We start from the raw sequence: 24,530 nt of genomic DNA on the forward strand, positions 1-24,530 counted from the left end.
CGGGCCGGCGTCCGGCCCCGTCGGCCGGCTCAGTGGTTGACCGGGGTGGCGGTGTAGGTGCGGCGCAGGAAGCGGATCAGCGTCGCGGCGTCGAACTGGACGACCGTCACCCCCTCCCGCGCGTGGAACTCCACGACCGTCTGGACCCGGCCGCAGGGCCAGATGTGCACGTCACCGGCGGTGACCGGGGCGCGCAGGCCCCTTTCGAGCAGGTGCCGCGCGAGAACCCGCTCGCGGTGGCCGGGGAGGCCGATCCGTACGGTGTGCGGGTCGGCCTCCGCGTCGTAGCGCAGGACGGCGGGGACGGCGCGGTGGCCCTCGGAGGAGTCCGTGACGAGGTGGGCGCGTGCGTACTGCTCGACTGCGGACATCGCTGAACTCCTCATCCCGGCGCCATTTCCTCACCAATGTCCCATATGTCCGGCCGTCTGCCCTGAGGTGGCGGCCGAAGTGACCCACCCGGCGGGCGTAGCCGTATCGGGACGTCGGTGCTCTTGCAAACAGTTCGCAACAAGGCCGTATCCTTGAACGGTTCACGAGCGAGCTGCCCTGCCAGGGCCCCTGCCCAGGAGTGCACGCATGCATGTCCCCGACGGATTCATCAATGCTCCCGTCTCCGCCGCGGCGGGGGTCGTCGCCGCGGGAGCCGTGGCGGTCAGCCTCAAGGGCGCCCGGCGCGAACTGGACGAGCGGGCGGCCCCGCTCGCCGGACTGGTCGCCGCCTTCATCTTCGCGGTGCAGATGCTGAACTTCCCCGTCGCTGCGGGCACCAGCGGGCACCTCCTCGGGGGCGCGCTCGCCGCGATCCTCGTCGGCCCCTACACCGGGGTCCTGTGCGTCTCCGTCGTCCTGCTCATGCAGGGCGTCCTCTTCGCGGACGGCGGCCTGACCGCGCTCGGCGTGAACATCACCGACATGGCGGTCGTCACCACCGTCGTCGCCTACCTCGTCTTCCGCGGCCTGGTGAAGGTCCTGCCGCGCGGGCGCCGCTCGATCACGGTCGCCTCCTTCGTCGCGGCGCTGCTCTCCGTGCCCGCCGCCGCGATCGCCTTCACGCTGATCTACGCCGTCGGCGGTACGACCGACGTCTCGCTGACCAGGGTCGCCACCGCCATGGTCGGCGTCCACGTCCTCATCGGCATCGGCGAGGCCGCGATCACCGCGCTCACCGTGGGAGCGGTGATCGCCGTGCGGCCCGACCTCGTGTACGGGGCGCGCGACCTGGCCCGGCCGCTGAAGCTGCGGGTCGGCGGGGAGCTGGTCGACGCGCCGGCCCCCGCCGCGGCACCGGCCGCCTCTGCCCGCCCTGCCCGCTCGGCCCCCTCGCCCAAGAAGGTGTGGCTCACGGGCCTCGCCGCCTCCCTCGTCCTCGCGGGCTTCGTCAGCTTCTACGCCTCCGCGGACCCCGACGGCCTGGAGAAGGTCGCCCGCGACAAGGGCATCGACAAGAAGGCCGAGGAGCACGCCGCCGCCGACTCGCCGCTCGCCGACTACGGCGTCAAGGACGTCACCGACGCCCGTCTCTCCGGTGGCCTCGCCGGTGTGATCGGGGTCGGCGTCACCGTGGTCGCCGGGTCGGCGGTGTTCTGGGCGCTCAGGCGGCGGCGTACGGGCGAGACGGGGCCCGCGTCGACCGCGGACGTCACCGGCGCCACCGCCCCCAGCGGCTCCGAGAAGGCCTGAGGTGGGCGCGGGCCACGCCCACCGGCTCTACCGGCACGGCCACTCGCCGGTGCACGCGCTGCCCCCGCACGCCAAGCTCGCGGCGGTCTTCTGCTTCGTGCTCGTCGTCGTCTCCACCCCGCGCGAGGCGATGTGGGCGTTCGGGGTGTACGCCCTGCTCCTCGCCGTCGTCGCGCGGGCGGCCCGGGTGCCGGCCGCGTTCCTCCTCAAGCGGCTGCTGATCGAGGTGCCCTTCGTGGCCTTCGCCGTCCTGATGCCGTTCGTGGCGCAGGGCGAGCGCGTCGACGTGCTCGGTGTCTCCCTGAGCGTGAGCGGCCTGTGGGGCGCCTGGAACGTCCTGGCCAAGGGGACGCTGGGCGTCGCCGCGTCGGTGCTGCTCGCCTCCACCACCGAACTGCGCGAACTGCTCCTCGGCCTCCAGCGGCTGAAGCTGCCGCCGCTGCTCGTCCAGATCGCCTCGTTCATGATCAGATACGGCGATGTCATCACCGACGAGATGCGCCGCATGAGGATCGCCCGGGAGTCGCGCGGCTTCGAGGCGCGGGGCGTGCGGCAGTGGGGCGTCCTCGCCAGGTCCGCGGGCGCGCTCTTCATCCGCTCCTACGAACGCGGGGAGCGGGTGCACCTCGCGATGGTCAGCCGTGGCTACGCGGGCTCGATGCCGGTCATCGACGAGGTGACCGCCTCGCGCGCGCAGTGGACGTACGCGCTGGCCCTCCCGTCCGCCGCGCTCCTCGTATGCCTGCTGGGGTGGACGCTGTGACCGCCGGCCGGGATGGATGCTGTGACGCGCCGACTGGAATGGATGCTGTGACGCGGATGGGTGTTGTGACGCGCCGACCGGGACGGATGCTGTGACGCGGATGGATGCTGTGACCTCGACGCCTTCGCTGGAAGTGGCCGGCCTCGCCTTCGCCTACCCCGACGGGCACCAGGCCCTGTTCGGCGTGGACTTCCGCGTCGGGCGCGGCGAGCGCGTCGCCCTGCTCGGGCCGAACGGCGCGGGCAAGACGACCCTCGTCCTGCACCTGAACGGCATCCTGACCGCCGGCGCGGGCACGGTGACCGTCGCCGGGCTGCCCGTCGGCAAGAAGCACATGGCCGAGATCCGGCGCCGGGTCGGCATCGTCTTCCAGGACCCGGACGACCAGCTGTTCATGCCGACGGTCCGCGAGGACGTGGCGTTCGGCCCCGCGGCGTCGGGAATGCGGGGGCCCGAGCTGGAGACGCGCGTGGCCAAGGCCCTGACGCAGGTAGGCATGGCGGACTACGCGGACCGCCCGCCGCACCACCTCTCCTTCGGCCAGCGCCGCCGGGTCGCGGTCGCGACCGTCCTCGCCATGGAGCCGGAGATCCTCGTCCTGGACGAGCCCTCGTCCAACCTCGATCCGGCCTCGCGGCGCGAACTGGCCGACATCCTGCGCTCCCTGGACGTCACCGTCCTGATGGTCACGCACGACCTGCCGTACGCCATGGAGCTGTGCCCGCGCGCGCTGATCCTCAGCGAGGGCACGATCGCGGCGGACGGTCCGACCGGCGACCTGCTGGCCGACGACGCCCTGATGCGCGCCCACCGCCTGGAACTGCCCTTCGGCTTCGATCCGAAGACGCTCAAGGCGAGCGGCCAGGGAATCACGGGCTAGCGGTGGCTGTTGGGCTGGACATGAATGACGTCATGGGTGGGGTGCGGGGCACGGTCGCCGACGGTTTCGAGGCGGTCCGCGAGGCCTTCGCACGCAACTTCGCCGAGCGCGGGGAACGCGGGGCCGCCGTCACCGTCTACCGGCACGGGCGCAAGGTCGTGGACCTGTGGGGCGGCACGCGGGACGTCGACGGCGACCTCGCCGCCGGGGACGCGCCCTGGGAGCCCGGCACGGCACAGGTCATCCGCTCGGCCACCAAGGGCGTGGCCGCCGCCGCCCTCCTCCTGCTCCACCAGCGCGGCGAGCTGGACCTGGACGCGCCGCTCGGCACGTACTGGCCGCAGTTCAAGGCGCGCGGCAAGGAAGGCGTCCTGGTGCGGCACGTCCTCGCGCACCGCGCGGCGGTACCCGCCCTGGACCGGCCGCTGACCCCGGCCGAGGCGCTCGACCCCGACCTCGCGGCGGCGGTGGTCGCGGCGCAGGCCCCGTTCTGGGAGCCCGGCGCGGACCACGGCTACCACGCGCAGACCTACAGCTGGCTCACCGGCGAGCTGGTGCGGCGCGTGACGGGCCAGGCCGTCGGGGAGTGGATCGCCGCCGAGATCGCCCGGCCGCTCGGCCTCGGCCTGTGGCTCGGGCTGCCGGAAACGGAGGCGGCGCGGGCCGGCCGGATGGGCCGCGTCGAACCGCCTGCCGCGGCGGGCGGTCTGCGCCTGCGGCCGAAGCGGAACGTCGCGGCGGCCTACGCGGACCCGAACTCGCTCACCCGCCGCGCCTTCGGGGCGATCGATCCCTCCCCGGACGAGAACGACCCGCTGTACCGGGCGGCCGCCCTGCCCGCCTCCAACGGCATCGCCACGGCGGACGGCCTTGCCCGCTTCTACGCCGCGCTCATCGGCGAAGTCGACGGCGGCACCCGGCTGTTCACCCCTCGGACGACGGAGGCGGCCCGGACCGAGCAGTCCGCGGGCCCCGACCGCGTCCTGGTCGTCCCCACCCGCTTCGGCCTCGGCTACATGCTGCACGGCGCCGCCTCCCCGCTGCTCGGCCCCGGCTCCTTCGGCCACCCCGGCCGCGGCGGCGCCCTCGGCTTCGCCGACCCGGAGTCGGGGACCGCCTTCGGGTACGTCACCAACGGGATGGGCAAGGGCGTCACCGCGGACCCGCGGGCCCAGGCGTTGGTACGGGCGGTGCGCGAGGGGCTCGGCGCGTAGCCGGACTCCGGGGCCCGCACCGGGACGAGGGGCGTCAGTTCCCGGCGGGGGCGCGGCTCTCGATCCGCCGCAGGGCGAGCAGGCCGCCGACACCGGGGGCCAGGGCGCGCCACCGGGCCCCGGGCGCGGCGGCCGACGGCACGGCCCACGTGGTGGCGATGACGACGAGGTACGCCGTGCCGTGCAGCGGGCCGAGCAGTGCCGAGAGCGCGGAGGCGTGGACCGTGCACAGGTTGGCCAGCAGCAGGACGAGCGAGAGGGCCTCGGCGGCGGCCGCGATCCGCAGGGTGCGCACGGGGCTCACGCTCCCGTGGTGGAGCCGGGGCGGACGATCATCAGGACGACGACGATCGCCCAGAGCAGGTTGAAGACGCCGGTGAGCATCGCCAGCCGGGCGGCAGCCTTCGCGGGCCCGTCGCCCCCGGACCCGGACCTTGGGCCGCGTGGCGCGTCGCCCTGCGCCAGCGCGAGCAGGCGGCGCTGGCCCGGCAGGACGGCCAGCGCCAACAGGCCCGCCGCGAGGGCGGTCAGGGCGAGCGAGGCGATGAGCCACGCGTCGCCGAGCACGCCGAGGCGGGCCCCGGTGGCGATGCCGAAGACGGGCACCGCGATGCCCGCGACCGCGTAGCCGCGGCACACCCGGTGCAGGAGCGCGGCGACTCTCGGCCCCTCCTCGCCGCCGATCGCCCGCAGCGCCTGGCGCGGGAACATCGAGGCGGCCACGGTGATCGACCCCACGGCGAGGATCGCCACGAGGACGTGGACGGACAGCAGGAACTTGGTCACGGCGGAGCCTCCGGAGGAAACATATACGTTGGCTGCCAATACATACACCGCCTACGGCCGCTTTGTGTAGGCTGCCTACTCATGAAGGCGGATGCGGTGCGCGGGCACCTCGACGGATTGCTGCTGGCCGTGCTGGAGCAGGGCCCCCTGCACGGGTACGCGATCATCGCCGCGGTGCAGCGCCGCAGCGGCGGCGTGCTGGAGCTGCGTACGGGCACCATCTACCCCGCGCTGAACCGCCTGGAGCGGCTCGGCCTGCTCAGCAGCGGCTGGCAGGCGACGGGGGAACGGCGGCGCAGGTGCTACGAGTTGACGGACGCGGGACGGGCGACGCTGGCCGGGGAGCGGGCGGCCTGGAGCGAGTTCACCGCGGCGATCGGCTCGGTCCTCAACCCCGCCCCGAACCCGGGACTCGCGACGTGACCCCCCTTGCCCCGCCCCTCCAGGCATACGTGGCCGAGCTGGCCGCCGCCCTGCACGGGCCCGCCAAGGCCAAGGTCCGCCTGGTCGAGGAGATGCGGGACGGACTCACCGACACGGCCGCCGCGTACGCCGACGCCGGACTGTCCGAGGAGGAGGCCGCCCACCGGGCGCTGCGGGAGTTCGGGACCGTCGCCGAACTCCTGCCCGGCTGCCAGCGGGAACTGACCGTCGCCCAGGCCCGGCACACCGCGCGGGCCGTCACCCTGGCCGCGCCGTTCCTGGCCGGCTGCTGGTACCTGGCCAGGACCGCGGGCCACGACCTGGCCTGGCAGCTGCCGCGCACGGCCCAGCTGTTCGCCGTCCACCTGGCCGTCGTCGCGACCCTCGCCGCGCTGCTCGCCGCGGCCGCGCTGGCCGCCACGGGCAGCCTCGCCCGCCGTCTGCCGACGCCGCGCCGGCTGCCGCTCGTGGTCGCCTGGGCCGGCACGGCCGCCAGCGCGGCCATGGCGGCGGCGACCCTCGCGCTCACCGCGGCGGCGGCCCTCACCGGCGACTGGCCCCTGCTCACCTGCGCCGGCCTGCTGGCCGCCGCGTCCCACGCCACCCTGGCCCCCTCGGCCCGCGCCTGCCGCCACTGCGCCCACCTCCCGGAACCGGCCACGGGCTGACGTGGACGGGCTCAGATCGCGACGCCGAGCTCCTCGCGCGTCCGGTGGAAGAACGCGCGTACGGCCGGCTCGCGTCTCCAAGGGACCAGGGCCGCGTTGAACTCGCGGACGTAGTCCTTGGCCCGGGTCGACTGGACGCGGGCGAGGATGTCCACGGACCGGTGGCCGAGTTCGAGCCCGTGGTCGAGGTCGCGGGCCTGAAGGTGGGCGGTCCCGACGATCGCGAGGCGCATGCCGACGGAGCGGGTGAACGCGCCGGCCGGCATGGCGGCGGCCCGCTGGTTCCAGGCCAGGGCCGCCTTGGGATTCCCCAGGTCCCGGAAGATCTCGGCGGCGTCCGCGGACAGGCGGGCGTGGTGGTAGAAGTCGATCCAGGCGGGTTCGTCCCCGCTGTCCGCCGCTGCCCGGTCGAGGAGGGACTCCGAGGCGGCCAGAGCCCGTGCGGCGGCTCGGGGGTCGTTTCCGCGGGCGTGCGCGCGGGCCTCGATGAGTCTGGTGAACGCCAGCACACGAGGAGTCGCGTGCCCCTTGGCCCGATTGAAGGCGCCCTGCGCCATGTCGACGGCCTCGGAGGCGAAACCCCGCATCAGGGTCTGCATGGCCATGGTGGTCAGCACGTAGCAACCCAACTGCACGTCGCCGCCGGCGCGGGCGAGCCGAAGGGCCTGGATGAAGTGACGCTGGGCGACCTCGTGCTGGCTGACGTCGAAGGCGGTCCAGCCCGCCATGCGGGACAGCTCGGCGGTGACGGAGAAGAGTTCACGGCCGGTCCGGTCGGAGAACGACCCTTCGAGGAGCGGGGTCGCCCTCCGGTCGAGACAGTCGGTGAGGGAGTTGGCCCGCCAGTTCCCGCCCCCGAACTTGGAGTCCCAGCGGCGGGCGTCGTCGGCGGCCTCACGCAGTTCGTCGAGGTCGGCCCGGCCGACCTGCCTGCCGCCGCGGCGTTCCGCGGTGTCGTCGGTGGGGGCGATGAGCCAGCGGGTGACGGGAGTGGTGAAGGCGGAGGCGGCGAAGGCCGATCCGGCTCCGGCCAGGAAGTCGCGGCGGTTCACGGAGCTCCAGAACGAAGTGGCGACGCGGATGGCATCGACGGGGTCCCGCGGGAAATCCAACCCCGCGTCCGCGTCCAGGGCCCCTGTGCCGCCCATGCCGATCTCACAGAGGCCGACGGGACGCCCGAGCCTCTCGGCGACGGCCTGTGCCAGCAGTTTGGGGACGGGCCATTTCGGTGTCATTCCCCGTCTGCACCAGTTCGCGACGGACGTGTGCGAGTAATCGGTCTCCACCCCGGCGGCCCGGGCGAGCTGGTTGACGCGCAGGGCCAGGGACTTGTGGCTCGCGCCACTGGCTTCGATGATCCGGGCCAGCTCCACGTTGGGCGGACGGGGCCGTCGGGCGACCGATGCCATGACCTGCTCCCTTGCCGGTGACTCACCATGGACGGGCCACCGACCCTATTCCTCCAGGCGGGGCCGCGAACCGTGGTCGCGAGATGTGAGCCCCCTTGTGAGCCCTCCCTCCGTCCTCGGCGAACGGCTGTGATGAACATCCGGACCACCGCCGGAACCGGCGACAACGCTCGTTGCGGCGGCGGTCGTGGCATGGCAACTCCTGATGCGGGGTGAACACACATGTGCGGAATCGCGGGGCTGGCCGGGACGGATGCCGTCCGACACGAGCGGACCGTCGGAGCGATGGGCGTCTCGCAGGCCTACCGTGGCCCGGACGGCACCAGGCACGCCGTCGGTTCGGACGGGCGGGCCGTACTGGCGATGAACACGCTGGCGATCGTCGACCCGGAAGCGGAGCCCGGCCCCTATCTCGACGGCGCGTCCGGGGTGCTGCTGGCCTTCAACGGCGAGATCTACAACTACCGGCATCAGGCGAAGGCCTGGGGCATTCCGCTCGCTGCCCGTGAGACCGACGCGCACTTCCTGCTGCGGGCCTGGGTCAGGTTCGGACCGTCCTGCCTGGACGGTCTGGACGGCATGTTCGCCCTCGCCGTCCACGACCCGCGGGTCGGGACGCTGTTCCTGGCCCGGGACCGGCTCGGCGAGAAGCCCCTCTACTGGCGCCTGGACGGCGGTCGGCTCGCGTTCGCCTCCGAGGTCACCACCCTGACCGGCTATGGCAGCGCACCGCTGGTGCTGCGGCCGGAGATGCGGGCGATCGAGACACCGACCGGCGTCGACACCCCCTTCCAGGGCGTCCAACTGCTCGCACCGGCCACCCTGCTGGCCTTCGATGTCACCACCGGCTCGCTCGACCAGCACGCCTACTGGCGCCTGGAGGCCCGGCAGCCGTTCACCGGCTCGTACCGCGCGGCCCTCGCGAAGTTCTCTGTCGTTCTGGCCGAGCAGGTCTCGCTGCGGGTACCGGCCTGCGACTTCGCGCTCCTGCTCTCGGGCGGTCTGGACTCGGCCGTGCTGGCCTGCCTGATGCGGCCTCCGGTCTGCGTCACCGTCCGCTACCGGGGCCAGGACAGGCTCGACGAATCGGATGCAGCGGCCCGGGTCGCTTCCGGCATCGGCGCCGAACTCGTCGTGGTCGAACCGGACCAGGCCGACTTCACCCGGGCTCTGCCGCACATGATGTCGGCGCTGGACTACCCGATGGGCAACGCGTCCACCTTCTCCGAGTACATGGCCTACAAGAAGGTCTCCGACCTCGGGCTGAAGGTCGTCGTCGGTGGGCTGGGGCCTGACGAGTTCCTCATGGGGTACGTCCGACACGCCTTGGTCCTCTTCGGCCGGGACGCCGTTCTGGCTGCCGGCATGGACGCCTATGAGCCGTTGGCCGCGAAACTCACGCACACCGCGGGACAGCGTCTCGCTCCAGCGGAAGCGCTCGCCCGGCTCGTCCTGCGTGGTCCGGACCCCGAGGGACGGATCCAGGGGCTGATCGCCGCCGCGATGGAGAAGGCGGACGGGGATCTGGCGAGGGCCCTCACCCTCGCCGATCTGGCGACGGCCTGGCGGCCACTGGTGTTGACCAGTGACAAACTCGCCTCCGCCCATGCCCTCGAACGCAGATCTCCGTATCTGGCAAGGGAGTTGGTGGAGCTGTCCTACCGCTTGCCCTCGGCGCACAAGATTGGTCGTCCCGCCGAGGGGAAGCGGATCCTGCGGGACGCGGCGGGGGCACTCGGGCTGCCGCGGGAGATCTGGGGAAGCCGGGACAAGCGCGGCTTCGGCAGCCCTGTGCCGGCGTGGCTGAACGGACGGCTCAAGGCCTGGGCCGACGCCGAGATCCATACCGCCCTGGCCACTGCACCGACCGCGTTGCGGCCGCTGCTGGCGGGCGGGCTGACGCCGGGTGGGCGGTTCGACCGTACGCGGATGCAGGCCGTCATGGCAGCCGGCTGGCTGACCGGCCCGACCGTGCGGGCTGCCGCGTGACCCCCGACGCCCTCACTACCGTGTCCGCATGCGTCAGGAGACCACCCCCGAAAGCCCGGCCACCGCCCGTGGCGCGGTCGCGATCATCACCAACCGCCGCGGCGAAGTGCTCCTCCACCTCCGTGACGACCTGCCCTGCATCGCCTGGCCGGACCACTGGAGCGTGCTCGGCGGCGGCTGCGACCCCGGCGAAACCCCTGCCGAGGCGCTGGTCCGCGAACTGGACGAAGAAGCAGGCCTTGCCGTCGACGACCTGACCGAGCTCTTCGACATCCGCGACGAACACGGTTCGGGACAGCTGATCACGTTCTTCGCCGCCTCCTGGAGCGGCGACGAGACGCGCCTGTCCCTCACGGAGGGCGTCAGGCTCCAGTTCTGCCCCCCTCAAGATCTCGCACTGCGCAGAATCCCGCCGTTCATCCGGGACGGGATCAACCGTCATCTGGCCGCCCGGCCCGCCTGAACGTCCCGCCCCTTCGGGCCGGGCCGAGGTGGCGTCCGTCGGCCGCCCCCACCTCGCGAAGGAACCTGCTCATGAAGCTCACCGTGATCGGCTGCGGCCACCTCGGCGCCACTCACGCGGCCTGCATGGCCGAACTCGGCCACGAGGTCCTCGGCATGGACAGTGACATGGACAAGGTCGCGATCCTCAACTCCGGCAAGGCTCCCTTTCACGAACGCGGCCTCGACGACATGCTCGCCAAGTACACGGCCACGGGGCGGCTCGCCTTCACCGCCTCCTACGCGGAGGCCGCCGCCTTCGCTGATCTGCACTTCATCGGGGTCGGCACCCCGCAGCAGCCGGGCACATCCGACTACGACCTCTCCCAGCTGTTCGGCGCCGTCCGCCGGCTCGCCCCCCGCCTGACGAATCCGGCCGTCGTCGCGGTGAAGTCGACCGTCCCGGTCGGCACCGCGCCGCGCGTGCGCGACATGCTGCACGAGTACGCACCCGCCGGGGACGCCGTCGAGGTGGTCTGGAATCCAGAGTTCCTGCGCGAGTCGCACGCGATCGAGGACACCCTCCGACCCGACCGGCTCGTCCTCGGAGTCGACGCCCACCACTCCCGGGCCGAGGCGGTGCTGCGGCAGTGCTTCGGGAGGATCACCGCCTCGGGGACGCCGATGTTCGTCACGGACTGTGCCACGGCCGAACTCGTCAAGGCGTCCGCGAACGCCTTTCTCGCCACGAAGATCTCGTTCATCAACGCGATCGCCGAGGTCTGTGAGGCCGCCGGGGCCGACGTGGGCTGCCTCGCGGACATCCTCGGCCAGGACGCCCGCATCGGGCGGCATGGCCTGCGGCCCGGCCTCGGTTTCGGTGGGGGCTGCCTCCCCAAGGACCTCCGGGGGTTCGTGGCCCGCGCCGAGGAACTCGGTGTCGGCCGCTCACTGGCGATCCTCCGCGAGGTCGACGCGATCAACGACCGGCGTCGCGAACGCACCGTCGAGCTCGCCCGACGGCAACTGGACGGTGACCTCGGAGGGAAGCGGATCACCGTCTGGGGCGCCGCGTTCAAGCCCGGGACCGACGACATCCGTGACTCGCCCGCCCTGGCCGTCGCCCAGAAACTGCACGAGCTCGGTGCCGAGGTCACCGTCAGCGACCCGAAGGCTCTGGACAACGCGCGCAAGACGTGTCCGGAACTCGACTTCGTCGCCGACCCCGTCATCGCCGTGCAGGACGCCGACCTGCTGCTGCATCTGACCGAATGGCCGCAGTTCTCCCTCGTGGACCCGCGTCGGCTCGCGGCCGGCGTCTCGGTGCCGAACGTGATCGACGGCCGGGGCACCCTCGACCCGGTCGCCTGGCGCGAGGCCGGCTGGAACTTCCGCGCACTCGGTTGCCCCTGAGCCACGGACCGATGACGGGCCCGGCGCCGCCTACCCCGCGTGCAGCATCAACCCGATGCCCGCCACCATCAGCCCCGCCGCGACCAGCCTCGGTGTGCCGAAGCGTTCCTTGAAGAAGATCGCGCCTATCGCCGCGCCGACGATGATCGAGGACTCCCGCAGGGCCGAGACCGGGGCCAGGGCCGCCTTGGTCTGGGCCCACAGGACCAGGCCGTACGCCGAGACCGACAGGGCCGCGCCGAGCAGGCCCACCGCCGCGAACGGGCGGAGTCTCGCGGGGAGTTCGCCGCGCCAGCGGTACGCCGCGTAGAGCGGGATCGCGAGGCCCTCCAGGATCATCAGCCACGCGATGTAGCCCATCGAGGAGCCGGAGGCGCGCACGCCGAGGCCGTCCACCACCGTGTACGCCGCGATGGAGACGCCCGTCGCGAGGGCCGCGCCGATCGCCGGCCAGTCCGGGCGGCGCCCCGAGCCCCGTATGCCCCACAGGGCGAGGCACGTCAGGCCCGCGCACGACACGGCTACGCCCGCCGCCTGCCGGCCATCCGGGGTCTCGCCCGCGAACACCGCCGCGAGGACCGTCACCACCAGCGGCGCCGTGCCGCGCGCGATGGGGTACGCCTGGCCGAAGTCACCGAGCTTGAACGACCGCATGAGCAGGGCGTAGTAGCCCACGTGCAGGAGGGCGGAGAGGACCAGGTAGGGCCAGGCCCCCGCCGCGGGGAGCGCCACGAAGGGGGCCAGCAGCAGGCCGATCAGCGTGCCGCCGCCGGCGATGAGCGTGAAGCCGACCAGCTTGTCCGTGATGTGGTGGGCGATCGCGTTCCAGGCGGCGTGCGTGACGGCGGCGAGCAGGACCGCCGCCGCGACCAGCGGGGTCACCGCGCGGTCTCGCGCACGTCCACCGGGGTGCCGCCCGCATGGGCGATCAGCGACTCGGGGTCCATGGGGAAGACGGCGTAGGGGGTGCCCGCCGCCGCCCACACCACGTCGTGGGCGAGGAGCGAACGGTCGGCGAGGACGCGGGTCCTGGCGGCGTGGCCGAAGGGCGGCACCCCGCCGATCGCGTAACCGGTGGTCTCCCGGACCACATCCGCCTTGGCCCGCGTGACCTTCTCCGCGCCCAACTCCCGCCGCACCAGCTCCACGTCGACCCGGGACGCGCCGTCCATCAGGACCAGGACCGGCACGCCGTCCGCCGCGAAGATCAGCGACTTGCAGATCTGGCTCAGTTCGCAGCCGATCGCGTCCGCCGCCTCCTGCGCGGTACGGGTCTGCTCCGGGAAGCGGCGGGCCCGGCCGATCACCTCGGCCAGGCCCAGCTCACGCAGGGCGGCGGCGAAACGGGGGTGGGCGGCGGACTCGGCCGGTTCCACGGACCCGGCCGGGGCGGCGCCCCCGGTGCCGGCGGGCTCTGCGGACGCGGCGCGTTCAGAAGTGCTCATGCGCGGCACGCTAGCGGTCCGTGTACGGGACATGCGACCGCGTATCCGCATGGCGGACACCGGACAGGGGCCCGGTAGAGCACCCGGCGGAGCTTCCCCTGGAACCCGCCGCCCCGGTACGGCAGCCCCCGGGGCCCTGGGGCCTCGGCCCCCGGCTCAGCCCCCGGCCAGCAGCATCGCCCGTACCAGCGGGCCCGCCGAATCCCCGCCGTGGCCGCCCTGTTGCACGACCGCCGCCGAGGCCAGGTCGCCCCGGTACGCCGTGAACCAGCCGTTCGGCTTCTTCTGGCCGTCGACCTCCGCCGAGCCCGTCTTCGCGCCGGCGTCGGAGCCAAGGCCCCGCATCGGCTCCGCCGCGGTGCCGGCCACCGCCGTGTAGTGCATGAGGTCCCGCAGCGCCGAGGCCGTCGCCCCCGACATCCTGCGCGGCGCCGTCGCGAGCGTGCGGTCGTCGAGGTCGGGCGAGACCAGGTAGGGCTGGCGGAACCTGCCGGACTTCACCGTCGCCGCGACCGACGCCATGTTCAGGGGGTTCATCCGCACCCCGCCCTGCCCGATCAGCGAGGCCGCCATCTGGGCGTCCGACTGGACCGGGACCGCGCCGTCGAAGGACGGCACGCCGATCGACCAGTCGTCGCGGCCGAGGCCGAAGACGTCCTGCGCCTGCCGGGTCAGCGAGTCGTTCTCCAGCTTCTTGGCGCGGCTGATGAAGGCCGTGTTGCAGGAGCGCGCGAAACTCGCCCGGAACGTGCCGTTCTTGATCTGGAACTTGTCGTCGTTCTGGAACTTCCAGCCGCCGTACGTCACGTACTTGGGGCACGGATGCTTCTTGTCCACCCCGGCCAGCTTCTTCTCCAGGAGCATGGAGGAGCTGATGACCTTCATCGTGGAGCCGGGCGCCAGGGAGCCCTGGAAGGCCATGTTGAAGCCGGTGGGGTTGGAGTTGGCGGCGGCCAGGATCTCACCGGTGCTCGGCTTGACGACGACCACGGAGGCGCGCTGCCGCTTGGCGGTCTCCCGCTCCGCCGCGGCCTGCAACCGACCGCTGAACGTCGTCCGCAGCGTCCCCGGGGTGCCCGACGAGAGCGTCAGGAGCGTCTTGTCGGGCGTCGACCTCGCGTCGTCCTTCTTCGACCTCGCGCCGTCCTTCTTGGCCGGGGCCCCGTTCGCGGCAGCGCCCTCGCGCGCGGAGCCGGCCGGTCCGTCGTCCGCCCGCACCACCCGAAGTTCCACGCCCGCCCGGCCGCCGGCCTTCTTGCCGTACTTCTCGCGCAGGCTGTCCAGCACCGTCCCGAGCGAGGGGTACTTCGCCGCCGTCAGCTCCTTGCCGTCCCGGTCCACCGCCTTGATCGGCGGGTCGCCCGCCTCCCCCGTGACCAGCCGGTCGCCCGCCCGCAGTTCGGGGTGCGGGACCGAGGGGCGCCAGGCGACCAGCGTCCTGCCGTCGCTCTTCCGGCGCACCACCGTCAGCTCGGACGCGTAGGCGAAGGGCTTGCTCTGCCCCTTGTACGCCACCATGGTGGCCGCCTTGAAGGGCACCTCCGTACCGGAGCGCCTGCCCGGCGTCAGCCGTATCTCCCGGAAGCGGCCCTCCTCGCGGTAGGACGTCAGGGCCTCGCGGGCCGCGTCCCGGTCGTCCGTCAGCGCGGCGGCCCGGGACACGTCGCCCTTGGACCACGCCGTGAGGAACGCCCGCGCGGTGTCCCGCACCTCGGCCGGCGTCGGCGGCCCCGAGGCCACCCGCTTCCCGTCGGCCGAGTCGCCCGACCCGGAACCGGGGCCACCGGAGAGCGCGTACGCGGCGGCCCCCACCCCGCACAGGACGACGGCCGCCGCCCCCACGAGCACTCCCGGACGCATCCGCGTGTCCCGTGATCCGCCGTCCTTGCGCCCGGCGGCGCGCCTTCGCTTGCCCACAAAACCTCCGCAGTCTCCCCGGGGAGCCCCCAAGCTCCGCACCGGAAGGCCACCTTAGAGGCGTACGGCGAGGCCCTTGACCACTTTTCCGTCCGGCCGCACGGCGTTCGGGCCCGCCCTCTACCCTGCGCACGCCTCGTCGGCGGGGCCCGCCGGGGCGCCGGACCCGCACCGCGTCAACCGCGCCCCCTGCACCCGGACCGCACCACCCTCACCCCACCCGCAGCACGTCCGCGACGATCGGCCCCGCCGCGTCGCCGCCGTGCCCGCCCCGCTGCACCATCGCGGCGGCCGCCACATCGCCCCGGTAGCCGGTGAACCAGCTGTCGGACGTCGCCTGCCCCCCGACCTCCGCCGACCCGGTCTTCGCGCCGATGTCCCCCGGCAGGCCCGCCATCACCCGGGCCCCGGTGCCGCTGACCGCCGTGCGGCGCATCATCCGGCGCAGCTGGGCCACGGTCGAGGCGGGCAGGCCGCGCGCGGTGGCCAGTTCGCGGTCGTCGAGGGACCTCGGCACGATCACCGGCTGCCGGAAGGCGCCCGTCATCGCGGTCGCCGTGACCGAGGCCATGGTCAGCGGGTTCAGCTGGACCGTGCCCTGGCCGATGGCGTTGGCGGCGCGCTCGGGGCCGGGGGAGGGCGGGACGGAGCCGTCGAAGGAGGGGACGCCCACCTTCCAGTCGCCGAGGCCGAGGCCGAAGCCGTCGCGGGCCTCCTCGGTCAGGGAGGCGTCGGTGAGCCCGCCCTCGTCCACGAGCTTCACGAACGCGGTGTTGCAGGAGCGCGCGAAGCTCTCCGCGAACGTCGCGGACTCGTCGGGCGCGAGGCCCGTGAGGTTGTGGAAGGTCTGGCTCTGCCAGGTCGCGGTGGCCGGGCAGGGCGCGGGCCCGTCCGCCTTGGCCACGCCCTTGTCGAGGAACATCGCCGCCGAGACGATCTTCATCGTGGAGCCGGGCGCCACCTTGCCGAGGAACGCGGCGTTCCAGCCGTCCTCGCGGTGGTTGGCGACCGCGAGGACCTCGCCCGTGCTCGGCTTGACCGCGACCACCGACGCGTCGCGGTTGCGCAGCACCGCTTGCTCCGCCGCCTTCTGCACGGGCGCGCTGAGCGTTGTGCGCAGCTTGCCGGGCCTGCCCTTGGCGAGGGTGAGCAGCGTGCGGGTCCCGGCGTCCTCGTCGGCGTGTCGCACGTACAGCTCCACGCCCGGCCTGCCGCCCGCCGTCCTGGCGTACTTCGTGCGCAGGTCGGCCAGGATCGGGCCGAGCGAGGGGTACTGCTTCGCGTGCAGGACGGTGCCCGCGCGGTCCACCGCCTGGAGGGCCGGCGCCTCGGCCTCGCCCGTCACCAGCGTGTCGCCCTTCTTCAGGGCGGGGTGCAGGACGGCCGCCGACCAGTCGACGAGCGGGCGGCCGGTCGTCTCGCCCCGTACGACGGTCAGCTCGGAGTCGTAGGCGAGAGGCTTGCTCCGGCCCTTGTACGACACCGTGGCCGACACGGAGAACGGCACGCGCGCGCCGGACGCCCGCTTCGGGGTGAGCCGCACCTTCGTCAGCCGCGCGTCCTCGCGGTAGCCGGTCAGGGCGCTCAGGGCGGCCTCGGCGTGGTTCGTGTACGCGGCGGCCCGCCCGGCGTCGCCCTTCGCCCAGGCCGTGAGGAACTGCCGGGCGGTGTCGCGCACCTCGCCGCCGGTGGGCGGCCCCGTCCGCACCTGCTCGAGGCCGGGCCCCGCGGAACCGCCGCCACCGCTGACCCCGCTCACCAGGTTGTACGCGCCGTACCCGGCGCCCCCCACCATGACGGCGAAGACCCCGCCGACCAGAGCGGCCTTTGCTCCGTTGCGCACGATGCGCCCCCTCCCCAGGAGAGCCTTCCCCAAGGAGTCGCCCGGGAAGGCCTTTCCTCCGGCACTTTATGGGCAGGAAGGGAATGGGGGGACGGCTGTTATCGGAAGGTGTCCCGCCTCTCAGACCCAGGTGTCCAGCCACATTCGGGACCGCCAGGAATCGATGGGAATGGCGGTGCCGGTATAGATGGGCCAGAAGTAGATGAAATTCCACAGGATGAGCAGGACGACGACGCCGGACGCGGCGGCACCGGCGACGCGGCGCCGCTCACCGGAGCCGGCCGGCCCCAGCATCGCGCCGATGAGCATCGCCACCGCCAGGCACAGGAACGGCACGAAGACGACCGCGTAGAAATAGAAGATCGTCCGCTCCTGGTAGAAGAACCAGGGCAGATAGCCGGCCAGGACCCCGCAGAGGATCGCGCCCGCCCGCCAGTCGCGGCGGAACGCCCACCGCCACAGGACGTAGACGAGCGCGCACCCCGCCACCCACCACAGCAGCGGGGTGCCGAGCGCGAGGACCTCGCGGGCGCACTTCTCGGTGGTGCCGGCCGGGCAGCCGTCCTTGCCGGGCAGCGGCGACTCGTAGAAGTAGGAGACGGGCCGGCCGTCGACGAGCCAGCTCCAGGGGTTGGACTGGTAGGTGTGCGGCGAGGACAGGCCCACGTGGAACTCGTAGACCGCGTGCTCGTAGTGCCACAGGCTGCGCACCCAGTCCGGCAGCCACGTCCAGCCGCCGCCCCGGCCCTGGGTCGCCGCCCAGTCGCGGTAGTAGCCGCCCGAGCCGTCCGCCGGGGAGAGGATCCAGCCGAGCCAGGACACCACGTACGTGACGACCGCCACCGGCACTGTCGACACGAAGGCGGGCAGCACGTCCCGCAGCAGCACCGCCCGGTAGGGCCGCACCGCGCCGGCGACGCGGCGCGCCCCGACGTCCCACAGGACGGTCATCAGGCAGAAGAAGACCAAGACGTACAGGCCGTTCCACTTCGTGCCGAAGGCGAGCCCGAGGCAGAGACCGGCCGCCCACCGCCACGGCCGCCATCCCAGGCGCACCGTTTCGGCGACGCGGGCGTCGGGCCGCACGATCCCGTCCTCGTCGACGGGCAGCGCCGCCGCGAGTCTTTCGCGCGCCTTGTCCCGGTCGATCAAGAGGCACCCGAAGGCGGCGAGCACGAAGAACATCAGGACCTGGTCGAGCAGCGCGGTGCGGCTCATCACGAAGTGCAGGCCGTCCACGGCGAGCAGCGCGCCCGCCAGGCACCCGAGGAACGTGGAGCGCAGCAGCCGCCGCCCGATCCGGCACAGCATCAGGACCGACAGCGTGCCGAGCACCGCCGTCATGAACCGCCACCCGAACGGATCGAAGCCGAACAGCCATTCGCCGATCCCGATGACGTACTTGCCGACCGGCGGATGCACCACGTACGAGGCGTCGTGCGGGATCGCGATGTCGCCGCCCTGCCGCAGCACGTCGTCGTTGATCTTCTCCGGCCAGTTGACCTCGTAGCCGCGGTGGATGAGCCCCCAGGCGTCCTTCGCGTAGTACGTCTCGTCGAATATCACGGCCTTCGGGTTGCCGAGGTCCCAGAACCGGCTCACCCCGGCGACCAGGGTGACCAGCAGCGGACCGAGCCAGGCCGCCCGGCGCACCACCCGGTCCGCGGCGGCCGCCGACAGGCCGAGCGTCGTCCACAGCCGGGGGCCGGGCCGGGTGTACGGGGGGACCAGCCGCGCCCCGACGTCGTCCGCGGGCCGCGCCACATGGCCGAATCGGCGCAGCCGCCGCTGCCACGAGGGCCGCCGCTCCTGCGCTGCCTGGCCCTCGCGGGTGTCCGGGGAAGACGCGGTACTGGTCACCGCGCCATCGTAGGGAACGAGACTGTGCGAGTCCCGTCCGTGGGCCCTGCGAGGATGGATCCGTGACAGGAAGCGCAGATTCCCCCGGAACCCTCGTGTTGGCAGGCACTCCCATCGGCGATGTCGCCGACGCGCCGCCGCGCCTCGCCGCCGAGCTGGCGTCGGCGGACGTCGTCGCCGCCGAGGACACGCGGCGCCTTCGCCGGCTCACCCAGGCGCTCGGGGTGCAGGTCGGCGGCCGTGTCGTCTCGTACTTCGAGGGCAACGAGAGCGCGCGGACCCCCGAGCTCGTCGAGGCCCTCGTGGGCGGCGCCCGCGTGCTCCTGGTGACGGACGCGGGCATGCCCTCCGTCTCCGACCCCGGCTACCGCCTGGTCGCCGCCGCCGTGGAGCGGGACATCAGGGTGACCGCCGTGCCGGGCCCCTCCGCCGTGCTCACCGCGCTCGCCCTGTCCGGCCTGCCGGTGGACCGCTTCTGCTTCGAGGGCTTCCTGCCCCGCAAGGCCGGCGAGCGGCTCTCGCGGCTGAAGGAGGTCGCCGGGGACCGCAGGACACTCGTCTACTTCGAGGCCCCGCACCGCATCGCCGACACGCTCGCCGCGATGGCCGAGGCGTTCGGCGACGAGCGGCGCGCCGCGGTCTGCCGCGAGCTGACCAAGACGTACGAGGAGGTCAGGCGCGGTCCGCTGAAGGACCTCGCCGTTTGGGCGGCGGACGGCGTGCGCGGCGAGATCACCGTCGTCGTGGAGGGCGCCCCCGAGAAGGACGCCGGCGAGATCGGGCCCGACGAGCTGGTGCGCAGGGTGCGCGTGCGCGAGGAGGCGGGGGAGCGGCGCAAGGAGGCGATCGCCGCGGTCGCCGCCGAGGCGGGCCTGCCCAAGCGGGAGGTCTTCGATGCCGTCGTGGCGGCAAAGAACGCGGATCGGGGCGGCCCATCGAAGGGCAAAGGACTATCGTGAAAAGCAAAGCGCGGGCCGCGCACCAGGCCCTTTTCCTAAGGAAAGGCCAAATCGGCTCCAACGCTCGACAGGTCTGATGCGCTCGCCGTCCCAAAGGCGTCCACTGGTCAGGGGACGACGACGCTTGCTGTGTGGACAAGTGCCCGTCCCTCGGACAAGAGGAGCAGCGGCATGAGTGAGATCGCAGACACCGGTCACCCCCGCACGGCACTGAATGTCGGTCACGAGTCGTACGCCTTCGCCTGCATGCGCTGCGGGCACGGCTGGGAGCAGTCGTACGAGATAGAGCACCACGTGGACGCCGCCGGCCAGGAATTCGTGATGTACCGGGCGGACGGCCTGCACGTGCCCTCGCCCCTGTCCCGCCCGACCTGCCTGAACTGCGGCGGCCACGTCGTGCGCATCATGCGGGCCGGCCAGGTGTCCTCCGTCCTGGACACGATGCGGCGCCAGCACGAGGGCGGCCGCGTCGGCAAGCCGGCCGGGCCCGTGGAGCCGGTCGCCGAACCGGCCGAGGGGGAGCACCACTGGCACCTGTCCGACCTGCTGCACCCCTTCCAGCACCGCAAGGGCCGCTAGGCCGGCAGGCCGACGGGGCGGCTTCGTAGGATCGGGGCATGCCTTCGAAGAACGCCGACGCGCCGCCGCCCCTGCCCGAACCGCTGCGGGTGGCGGTCGCCGACTCCCACACCCACCTCGACATGCAGACGGGCACGGTGGCGGAAGCCCTCGCCAAGGCCGCGTCGGTGGGCGTCACCACGCTCGTCCAGGTCGGCTGCGACGTGCGGGGGTCCCAGTGGGCGGCCCGTACCGCGGCCGAGCACGAGCGGGTGCACGCCACCGTCGCCCTGCACCCGAACGAAGCGCCCCGCATCGTCCTCGGCGACCCCGACGGCTGGTCCCGGCAGGGGGAGCGCGCGGCGGGCGGTGACGGCGCGCTGGACGAGGCGCTCGCCGAGATCGACCGGCTCGCCGCGCTGGAGCACGTCAAGGGGGTCGGCGAGACCGGCCTGGACCGCTTCCGCACCGGGCCCGAGGGCATGGCCGCCCAGGAGCGGTCCTTCCGCGCCCACATCGAGATCGCCAAGCGGCACGGCAAGGCCCTCGTCATCCACGACCGCGAGGCCCACGAGGACGTGTTGCGCGTCCTGAAGGAGGAGGGCGCCCCCGAGCGCACCGTCTTCCACTGCTACTCCGGTGACGCGGCGATGGCCCGGATCTGCGCGGAGAACGGCTACTTCATGTCGTTCGCCGGCAACGTCACCTTCAAGAACGCGCAGGGGCTGCGGGACGCCCTGGCCGTCGCGCCGCTCGACCTCGTGCTCGTGGAGACGGACGCGCCGTTCCTGACGCCCGCCCCCTATCGCGGACGGCCCAACGCGCCCTATCTCATTCCGGTCACGGTGCGCGCCATGGCCGAGGTCCGCGGCATCGGCGAGGACGCCCTGGCCGAGGCACTCGCCGCGAACACCGCGCGCGCCTTCGACTACTGACCGACAACGCCGCGACGACACAGGGTAGCCGTCCCGCTTTGGAGAGTGACGGCCGCTCCGCTAGGTTCTGACCGCCCGGTCCGGACCTCTGGAGCGTCATCGTGAGCACATCGCAGTACGGGACGTACGAGACGTACGAAGCGCCCCATGACCCTTCGTACGAGCCGACCGTGCCGGACGGCCGGGCCCACGTCCCCCACGAGGCGGGGGGCGGCGGCGACCTCCCGCTGCAGGCCACGGTCGTCTCCGTCGGCGGCCGGGCCGAGGCGCGCCGCGCCGCCCGCCGCCGCAAGGCGCCCCGGGGCTCCGACGGCCCCCAGGGCCCGGACCGCCGCCAGGTCTCCGAGCGGGGCGAGGCGCTGCGGCGCCTGGTGCCGCAGGCGCTCGTCGTGGCGTTCCTCGCGGGCGGCACCTCCGCGTTCGTCGCCGACGACAAGGCCGTGCGGCTCAGCATCGACGGCGAGCCGCGCACCCTGCACACCTTCGCCGACGACGTCGGTGAGCTCCTCGCCGACGAAGGCGTCGCCGTCGGCGCCCACGACCTCGTCGCACCCGCCGTGGACACCGCCCTGACCAGCGGCGACGAGATCGCCGTACGCTACGGCAGACCCGTCAGACTCCTCCTCGACGGCGAGCGCCGCGAGGTGTGGACCACGGCCCGCACCGTCGAGGGAGCCCTGCGCCAGCTCGGCGTCCGCGCGCAGGGCGCGCACCTGTCGGCCTCGCGGAGCCGGCGCATCGGCCGCGCCGGACTCGATCTCGCCGTCCGCACGGAACGCACCGTCACGATCATGGCGGACGGGCGGGAGCGGACCATCCGTACGAACGCGGCCACCGTGCGGGACGCCGTCGCGGAGGCCGGGATCACGCTGCGCGGGCAGGACACCACCTCGGTGGCGCCCGGCAGCTTCCCGCGCGACGGGATGACCGTCACCGTCATGCGGATCAGGGGGTCCAAGGAGGTGCGCGAGGAGGTGATCCCCTTCGCCGTGGAGAGGACGCGGGACGCGACGCTGTTCCGGGGCACGGAGGTCGTCGCCCAGGCGGGCCGGACCGGTGCCCGGCGCGTCACCTACGCGCTGCGCTCCGTCAACGGCGTCAAGCAGAGACCGCGCCGGATCAGCTCCGAGGTGGTGCGCGAACCCCTGAACCGGATCGTGCGGGTCGGCACCAAGCCGCGGCCGTCCTCCGTCGCCGGGGCGGACCACCTCGACTGGGACGCCCTCGCGCGCTGCGAGTCGGGCGGGCGTCCGGGGGCGGTCGACCCCTCGGGGACCTACGGCGGGCTCTACCAGTTCGACACCAGGACCTGGCAGGCCCTCGGCGGCTCGGGCCGCCCCCAGAACGCCCCCGCCGCGGAACAGACCTTCCGCGCGAAGAAGCTCTACATCCAGCGGGGCGCGAGCCCCTGGCCCCACTGCGGCCGCCGCCTGCACGGCTGAGGCCCTTCGTCGCTTCCGGACGCGGGACAGGGCGCCGCGGGAGGCCCGGGGGCCGGGCCCCGTAACCTGGTGCGGTGAGCACTGAGCACGGCACCCTCCTCGGCCCCGCCGACATCCGCGAACTGGCCGCCGCCCTGGGCGTACGCCCCACCAAGCAGCGCGGCCAGAACTTCGTCATCGACGCCAACACCGTCCGGCGCATCGTCCGCACCGCGGAGGTCGGCCCGGACGACGTCGTCGTCGAGGTCGGCCCGGGCCTCGGATCGCTGACCCTGGCGCTCCTGGAGAGCGCGGCCCACGTCACCGCGGTCGAGATCGACGACGTGCTCGCCGGGGCCCTGCCCGCGACCATCGGGGCCCGCCTCCCGCACAAGGCCGACTCCTTCGCGCTGGTGCACAGCGACGCGATGCTGGTGCGCGAGCTGCCGGGCCCGGCGCCGACCGCGCTCGTCGCGAACCTCCCGTACAACGTCGCGGTGCCCGTCCTGCTGCACATGCTCGAATGCTTCCCGACCATCGAGCGCACGCTGGTGATGGTGCAGGCGGAGGTCGCCGACCGGCTCGCCGCCGCCCCCGGCTCGAAGGTGTACGGCGTGCCGTCGGTGAAGGCCAACTGGTACGCGGACGTCAAGCGCGCCGGGTCCATCGGGCGCAACGTCTTCTGGCCCGCCCCGAACGTCGACTCCGGCCTCGTCTCGCTGGTGCGCCGCGCCGAACCGGTGAAGACCACCGCTTCCCGGCGCGAGGTGTTCGCGGTCGTGGACGCCGCCTTCGCCCAGCGCAGGAAGACCCTGCGGGCCGCCCTGGCCGGCTGGGCCGGTTCCGCGGCCGCCGCGGAGGCCGCGCTGGTCGCCGCCGGCATCTCCCCGCAGGCCCGCGGCGAGGCCCTGACCGTCGAGGAGTTCGCCCGCGTCGCCGAGCACAAGGGGGCGGGCGCGTGAGCGCGGCAGTGACCGTGCGGGTCCCCGCGAAGGTCAACGTCCAGCTCGCGGTGGGCCCCGCCCGCCCCGACGGCTTCCACGACCTCGCCAACGTCTTCCTCGCCGTCAGCCTCTATGACGAGGTCACGGCGGCGCCCGCCGACGAGCTGCGGGTGACCTGCGAGGGCCCCGGGTCCGACCAGGTGCCCCTGGACCGCACGAACCTCGCCGCCCGCGCCGCCGAGCTGCTCGCCGCCCGGCACGGCATCGCGCCCGACGTCCACCTGCACATCGCCAAGGACATCCCCGTCGCCGGTGGCATGGCGGGCGGCAGCGCGGACGGCGCCGCCGCGCTCGTGGCGTGCGACGCGCTGTGGGGCACGCACGCCACCCGCGCCGAACTGCTCGACCTGTGCGCCGAGTTGGGCAGCGACGTGCCGTTCAGCCTGGTGGGCGGGGCCGCGCTCGGCACCGGGCGGGGCGAGCGGCTCGCGCCGCTGGAGGTCGGCGGCACCTTCCACTGGGTCTTCGCCGTCGCCGACGGCGGGCTCTCCACGCCCGCCGTCTACCGCGAGTTCGACCGGCTCACTCCCGACGCGCCCGCCCCGAAGGCGTCCCCCGCGCTCCTGGAGGCCCTGCGCGAGGGCGACGCCGAGGCCCTCGCCGCCACCGTCACCAACGACCTCCAGCCCGCCGCGCTCTCCCTCTTCCCCCGGCTGCGCGACACCCTCGCGGCCGGCACGGCGGCGGGCGCCCTGGCCGCGCTGGTCTCCGGTTCCGGCCCGACGACGGCGTTCCTCACGGCCGACGCCGCCGCCGCACGCACGGTGGCCGACGCGCTGACGGCCTCCGGGACCTGCCGCACGGCCCGCGTCGCCACCTCCCCGGCCCAGGGAGCCCGCACGATCTGACGGGCGCCCACCGCCCGCGTGCCCAGATACTCACCCGCGGATCTGAGTACGGGCACCCTGATGCCGGGGGC

At 73.5% G+C, this 24,530-nt stretch carries 24 protein-coding genes; 15 read left to right on the forward strand and 9 right to left on the reverse strand.

What is annotated here, in order from left to right:
* Window positions 1-29: 29 nt before the first annotated feature.
* Window positions 30-371: an SsgA family sporulation/cell division regulator gene (locus ACZ516_RS17440; protein WP_358579642.1), complete on the reverse strand. Its 342-nt coding sequence runs from the start codon at window positions 369-371 to the stop codon at window positions 30-32.
* A gap of 208 nt (window positions 372-579) precedes the next feature.
* Here ACZ516_RS17440 and ACZ516_RS17445 point away from each other — a divergent pair, with 208 nt between their 5' ends.
* The 4 genes from ACZ516_RS17445 to ACZ516_RS17460 all read left to right on the forward strand — a co-directional run bounded on the left by ACZ516_RS17445 (window position 580) and on the right by ACZ516_RS17460 (window position 4,540).
* Window positions 580-1,683, forward strand: coding sequence for an energy-coupling factor ABC transporter permease (locus ACZ516_RS17445; protein ID WP_361077826.1), 1,104 nt, complete (start codon window positions 580-582; stop codon window positions 1,681-1,683).
* 1 nt (window position 1,684) lies between these two features.
* Window positions 1,685-2,446 (forward strand): cobalt ECF transporter T component CbiQ, encoded by a 762-nt coding sequence (cbiQ, locus tag ACZ516_RS17450; RefSeq protein ID WP_358579637.1) that lies wholly within the window; start codon window positions 1,685-1,687, stop codon window positions 2,444-2,446.
* Window positions 2,447-2,546: 100 nt separating this feature from the next.
* Window positions 2,547-3,326, forward strand: a complete 780-nt coding sequence (locus ACZ516_RS17455; protein WP_469010902.1) for an energy-coupling factor ABC transporter ATP-binding protein — start codon at window positions 2,547-2,549, stop codon at window positions 3,324-3,326.
* Between the two features lie 32 nt (window positions 3,327-3,358).
* Window positions 3,359-4,540, forward strand: a complete 1,182-nt coding sequence (locus tag ACZ516_RS17460; protein WP_469010904.1) for a serine hydrolase domain-containing protein — start codon at window positions 3,359-3,361, stop codon at window positions 4,538-4,540.
* A gap of 34 nt (window positions 4,541-4,574) precedes the next feature.
* Here the strand turns inward: ACZ516_RS17460 and ACZ516_RS17465 are convergent, their stop codons facing one another.
* Both ACZ516_RS17465 and ACZ516_RS17470 read right to left on the reverse strand, forming a co-directional pair.
* Complete coding sequence (locus tag ACZ516_RS17465; RefSeq protein WP_469010906.1) at window positions 4,575-4,844, reverse strand: hypothetical protein; 270 nt, start codon at window positions 4,842-4,844, stop codon at window positions 4,575-4,577.
* Window positions 4,841-5,326 (reverse strand): hypothetical protein, encoded by a 486-nt coding sequence (locus ACZ516_RS17470; protein ID WP_469010908.1) that lies wholly within the window; start codon window positions 5,324-5,326, stop codon window positions 4,841-4,843. Before ACZ516_RS17470 ends, ACZ516_RS17465 begins: the two co-directional genes overlap by 4 nt.
* Window positions 5,327-5,407: 81 nt before the next feature.
* Here ACZ516_RS17470 and ACZ516_RS17475 point away from each other — a divergent pair, with 81 nt between their 5' ends.
* Both ACZ516_RS17475 and ACZ516_RS17480 read left to right on the forward strand, forming a co-directional pair.
* Complete coding sequence (locus ACZ516_RS17475) at window positions 5,408-5,749, forward strand: PadR family transcriptional regulator (RefSeq protein ID WP_361077809.1); 342 nt, start codon at window positions 5,408-5,410, stop codon at window positions 5,747-5,749.
* A complete protein-coding gene (locus ACZ516_RS17480) occupies window positions 5,746-6,417 on the forward strand; it encodes a permease prefix domain 1-containing protein (protein ID WP_469010909.1) in 672 nt (223 codons plus the stop codon). The genes ACZ516_RS17475 and ACZ516_RS17480 overlap by 4 nt, the downstream gene beginning before the upstream one ends.
* A gap of 11 nt (window positions 6,418-6,428) precedes the next feature.
* On the opposite strand, the gene ACZ516_RS17485 is transcribed toward ACZ516_RS17480, so the two are convergent.
* On the reverse strand, window positions 6,429-7,826 hold the full coding sequence (locus tag ACZ516_RS17485) for a sporulation protein (RefSeq protein WP_469010910.1): 1,398 nt from the start codon (window positions 7,824-7,826) through the stop codon (window positions 6,429-6,431).
* 285 nt (window positions 7,827-8,111) lie between these two features.
* Between ACZ516_RS17485 and ACZ516_RS17490 the strand changes: the two genes are divergently transcribed.
* The 3 genes from ACZ516_RS17490 (at window position 8,112) to ACZ516_RS17500 (ending at window position 11,669) form a co-directional block, all read left to right on the forward strand.
* Complete coding sequence (locus ACZ516_RS17490; RefSeq protein WP_469010912.1) at window positions 8,112-9,815, forward strand: asparagine synthetase B family protein; 1,704 nt, start codon at window positions 8,112-8,114, stop codon at window positions 9,813-9,815.
* A gap of 28 nt (window positions 9,816-9,843) precedes the next feature.
* Window positions 9,844-10,278, forward strand: a complete 435-nt coding sequence (locus ACZ516_RS17495) for an NUDIX domain-containing protein (RefSeq protein ID WP_469010913.1) — start codon at window positions 9,844-9,846, stop codon at window positions 10,276-10,278.
* Between the two features lie 71 nt (window positions 10,279-10,349).
* Window positions 10,350-11,669 carry a UDP-glucose dehydrogenase family protein gene (locus tag ACZ516_RS17500; protein ID WP_469010915.1) on the forward strand — a complete coding sequence of 440 codons (1,320 nt, stop codon included), beginning with the start codon at window positions 10,350-10,352 and terminating at the stop codon, window positions 11,667-11,669.
* Between the two features lie 30 nt (window positions 11,670-11,699).
* Here the strand turns inward: ACZ516_RS17500 and ACZ516_RS17505 are convergent, their stop codons facing one another.
* The 5 genes from ACZ516_RS17505 to ACZ516_RS17525 form a co-directional block, all read right to left on the reverse strand.
* The gene (locus ACZ516_RS17505) at window positions 11,700-12,551 is read right to left on the reverse strand and encodes a DMT family transporter (RefSeq protein ID WP_358579610.1); all 852 of its coding nucleotides are present in this window, start codon (window positions 12,549-12,551) and stop codon (window positions 11,700-11,702) included.
* Entirely contained in the window at window positions 12,548-13,114 is a 567-nt protein-coding gene (locus ACZ516_RS17510) for a YbaK/EbsC family protein (protein WP_469010917.1), read from the reverse strand. The genes ACZ516_RS17505 and ACZ516_RS17510 overlap by 4 nt, the downstream gene beginning before the upstream one ends.
* 156 nt (window positions 13,115-13,270) lie before the next feature.
* Entirely contained in the window at window positions 13,271-15,031 is a 1,761-nt protein-coding gene (locus ACZ516_RS17515; RefSeq protein WP_469010919.1) for a penicillin-binding transpeptidase domain-containing protein, read from the reverse strand.
* Between the two features lie 211 nt (window positions 15,032-15,242).
* The gene (locus ACZ516_RS17520; protein WP_469010921.1) at window positions 15,243-16,874 is read right to left on the reverse strand and encodes a penicillin-binding transpeptidase domain-containing protein; all 1,632 of its coding nucleotides are present in this window, start codon (window positions 16,872-16,874) and stop codon (window positions 15,243-15,245) included.
* A gap of 120 nt (window positions 16,875-16,994) precedes the next feature.
* The gene (locus ACZ516_RS17525; RefSeq protein ID WP_469010923.1) at window positions 16,995-18,734 is read right to left on the reverse strand and encodes a dolichyl-phosphate-mannose--protein mannosyltransferase; all 1,740 of its coding nucleotides are present in this window, start codon (window positions 18,732-18,734) and stop codon (window positions 16,995-16,997) included.
* 62 nt (window positions 18,735-18,796) lie between these two features.
* Here ACZ516_RS17525 and rsmI point away from each other — a divergent pair, with 62 nt between their 5' ends.
* The 6 genes from rsmI (at window position 18,797) to ACZ516_RS17555 (ending at window position 24,459) form a co-directional block, all read left to right on the forward strand.
* Window positions 18,797-19,693, forward strand: coding sequence for a 16S rRNA (cytidine(1402)-2'-O)-methyltransferase (gene rsmI / locus ACZ516_RS17530; RefSeq protein WP_469010924.1), 897 nt, complete (start codon window positions 18,797-18,799; stop codon window positions 19,691-19,693).
* A gap of 171 nt (window positions 19,694-19,864) precedes the next feature.
* On the forward strand, window positions 19,865-20,272 hold the full coding sequence (locus ACZ516_RS17535) for a hypothetical protein (protein WP_361077775.1): 408 nt from the start codon (window positions 19,865-19,867) through the stop codon (window positions 20,270-20,272).
* Window positions 20,273-20,310: 38 nt separating this feature from the next.
* Window positions 20,311-21,186, forward strand: coding sequence for a TatD family hydrolase (locus tag ACZ516_RS17540; RefSeq protein WP_358579596.1), 876 nt, complete (start codon window positions 20,311-20,313; stop codon window positions 21,184-21,186).
* A 101-nt stretch (window positions 21,187-21,287) separates the two neighbouring features.
* Window positions 21,288-22,628 (forward strand): ubiquitin-like domain-containing protein, encoded by a 1,341-nt coding sequence (locus ACZ516_RS17545; protein WP_469010925.1) that lies wholly within the window; start codon window positions 21,288-21,290, stop codon window positions 22,626-22,628.
* Window positions 22,629-22,702: 74 nt separating this feature from the next.
* On the forward strand, window positions 22,703-23,569 hold the full coding sequence (gene rsmA, locus ACZ516_RS17550) for a 16S rRNA (adenine(1518)-N(6)/adenine(1519)-N(6))-dimethyltransferase RsmA (RefSeq protein ID WP_358579590.1): 867 nt from the start codon (window positions 22,703-22,705) through the stop codon (window positions 23,567-23,569).
* The gene (locus tag ACZ516_RS17555) at window positions 23,566-24,459 is read left to right on the forward strand and encodes a 4-(cytidine 5'-diphospho)-2-C-methyl-D-erythritol kinase (RefSeq protein ID WP_469010927.1); all 894 of its coding nucleotides are present in this window, start codon (window positions 23,566-23,568) and stop codon (window positions 24,457-24,459) included. The genes rsmA and ACZ516_RS17555 overlap by 4 nt, the downstream gene beginning before the upstream one ends.
* Window positions 24,460-24,530: the final 71 nt, after the last annotated feature.

The sequence above is a fragment of the Streptomyces sp. NPDC034037 genome (genome assembly GCF_055575715.1).

Excerpts from the sequence above, each read along its gene's own strand:
- ACZ516_RS17440 (WP_358579642.1), bottom strand. The coding sequence starts at position 371 with ATGTCCGCAGTCGAGCAGTACGCACGCGCCCACCTCGTCACGGACTCC.
- ACZ516_RS17445 (WP_361077826.1), top strand. The coding sequence starts at position 580 with ATGCATGTCCCCGACGGATTCATCAATGCTCCCGTCTCCGCCGCGGCG.
- ACZ516_RS17455 (WP_469010902.1), top strand. The coding sequence starts at position 2,547 with ATGGATGCTGTGACCTCGACGCCTTCGCTGGAAGTGGCCGGCCTCGCC.
- ACZ516_RS17460 (WP_469010904.1), top strand. The coding sequence starts at position 3,359 with ATGGGTGGGGTGCGGGGCACGGTCGCCGACGGTTTCGAGGCGGTCCGC.
- ACZ516_RS17475 (WP_361077809.1), top strand. The coding sequence starts at position 5,408 with ATGAAGGCGGATGCGGTGCGCGGGCACCTCGACGGATTGCTGCTGGCC.
- ACZ516_RS17485 (WP_469010910.1), bottom strand. The coding sequence starts at position 7,826 with ATGGCATCGGTCGCCCGACGGCCCCGTCCGCCCAACGTGGAGCTGGCC.
- ACZ516_RS17490 (WP_469010912.1), top strand. The coding sequence starts at position 8,112 with ATGGGCGTCTCGCAGGCCTACCGTGGCCCGGACGGCACCAGGCACGCC.
- ACZ516_RS17495 (WP_469010913.1), top strand. The coding sequence starts at position 9,844 with ATGCGTCAGGAGACCACCCCCGAAAGCCCGGCCACCGCCCGTGGCGCG.
- ACZ516_RS17500 (WP_469010915.1), top strand. The coding sequence starts at position 10,350 with ATGAAGCTCACCGTGATCGGCTGCGGCCACCTCGGCGCCACTCACGCG.
- ACZ516_RS17510 (WP_469010917.1), bottom strand. The coding sequence starts at position 13,114 with ATGAGCACTTCTGAACGCGCCGCGTCCGCAGAGCCCGCCGGCACCGGG.
- ACZ516_RS17535 (WP_361077775.1), top strand. The coding sequence starts at position 19,865 with ATGAGTGAGATCGCAGACACCGGTCACCCCCGCACGGCACTGAATGTC.
- ACZ516_RS17540 (WP_358579596.1), top strand. The coding sequence starts at position 20,311 with ATGCCTTCGAAGAACGCCGACGCGCCGCCGCCCCTGCCCGAACCGCTG.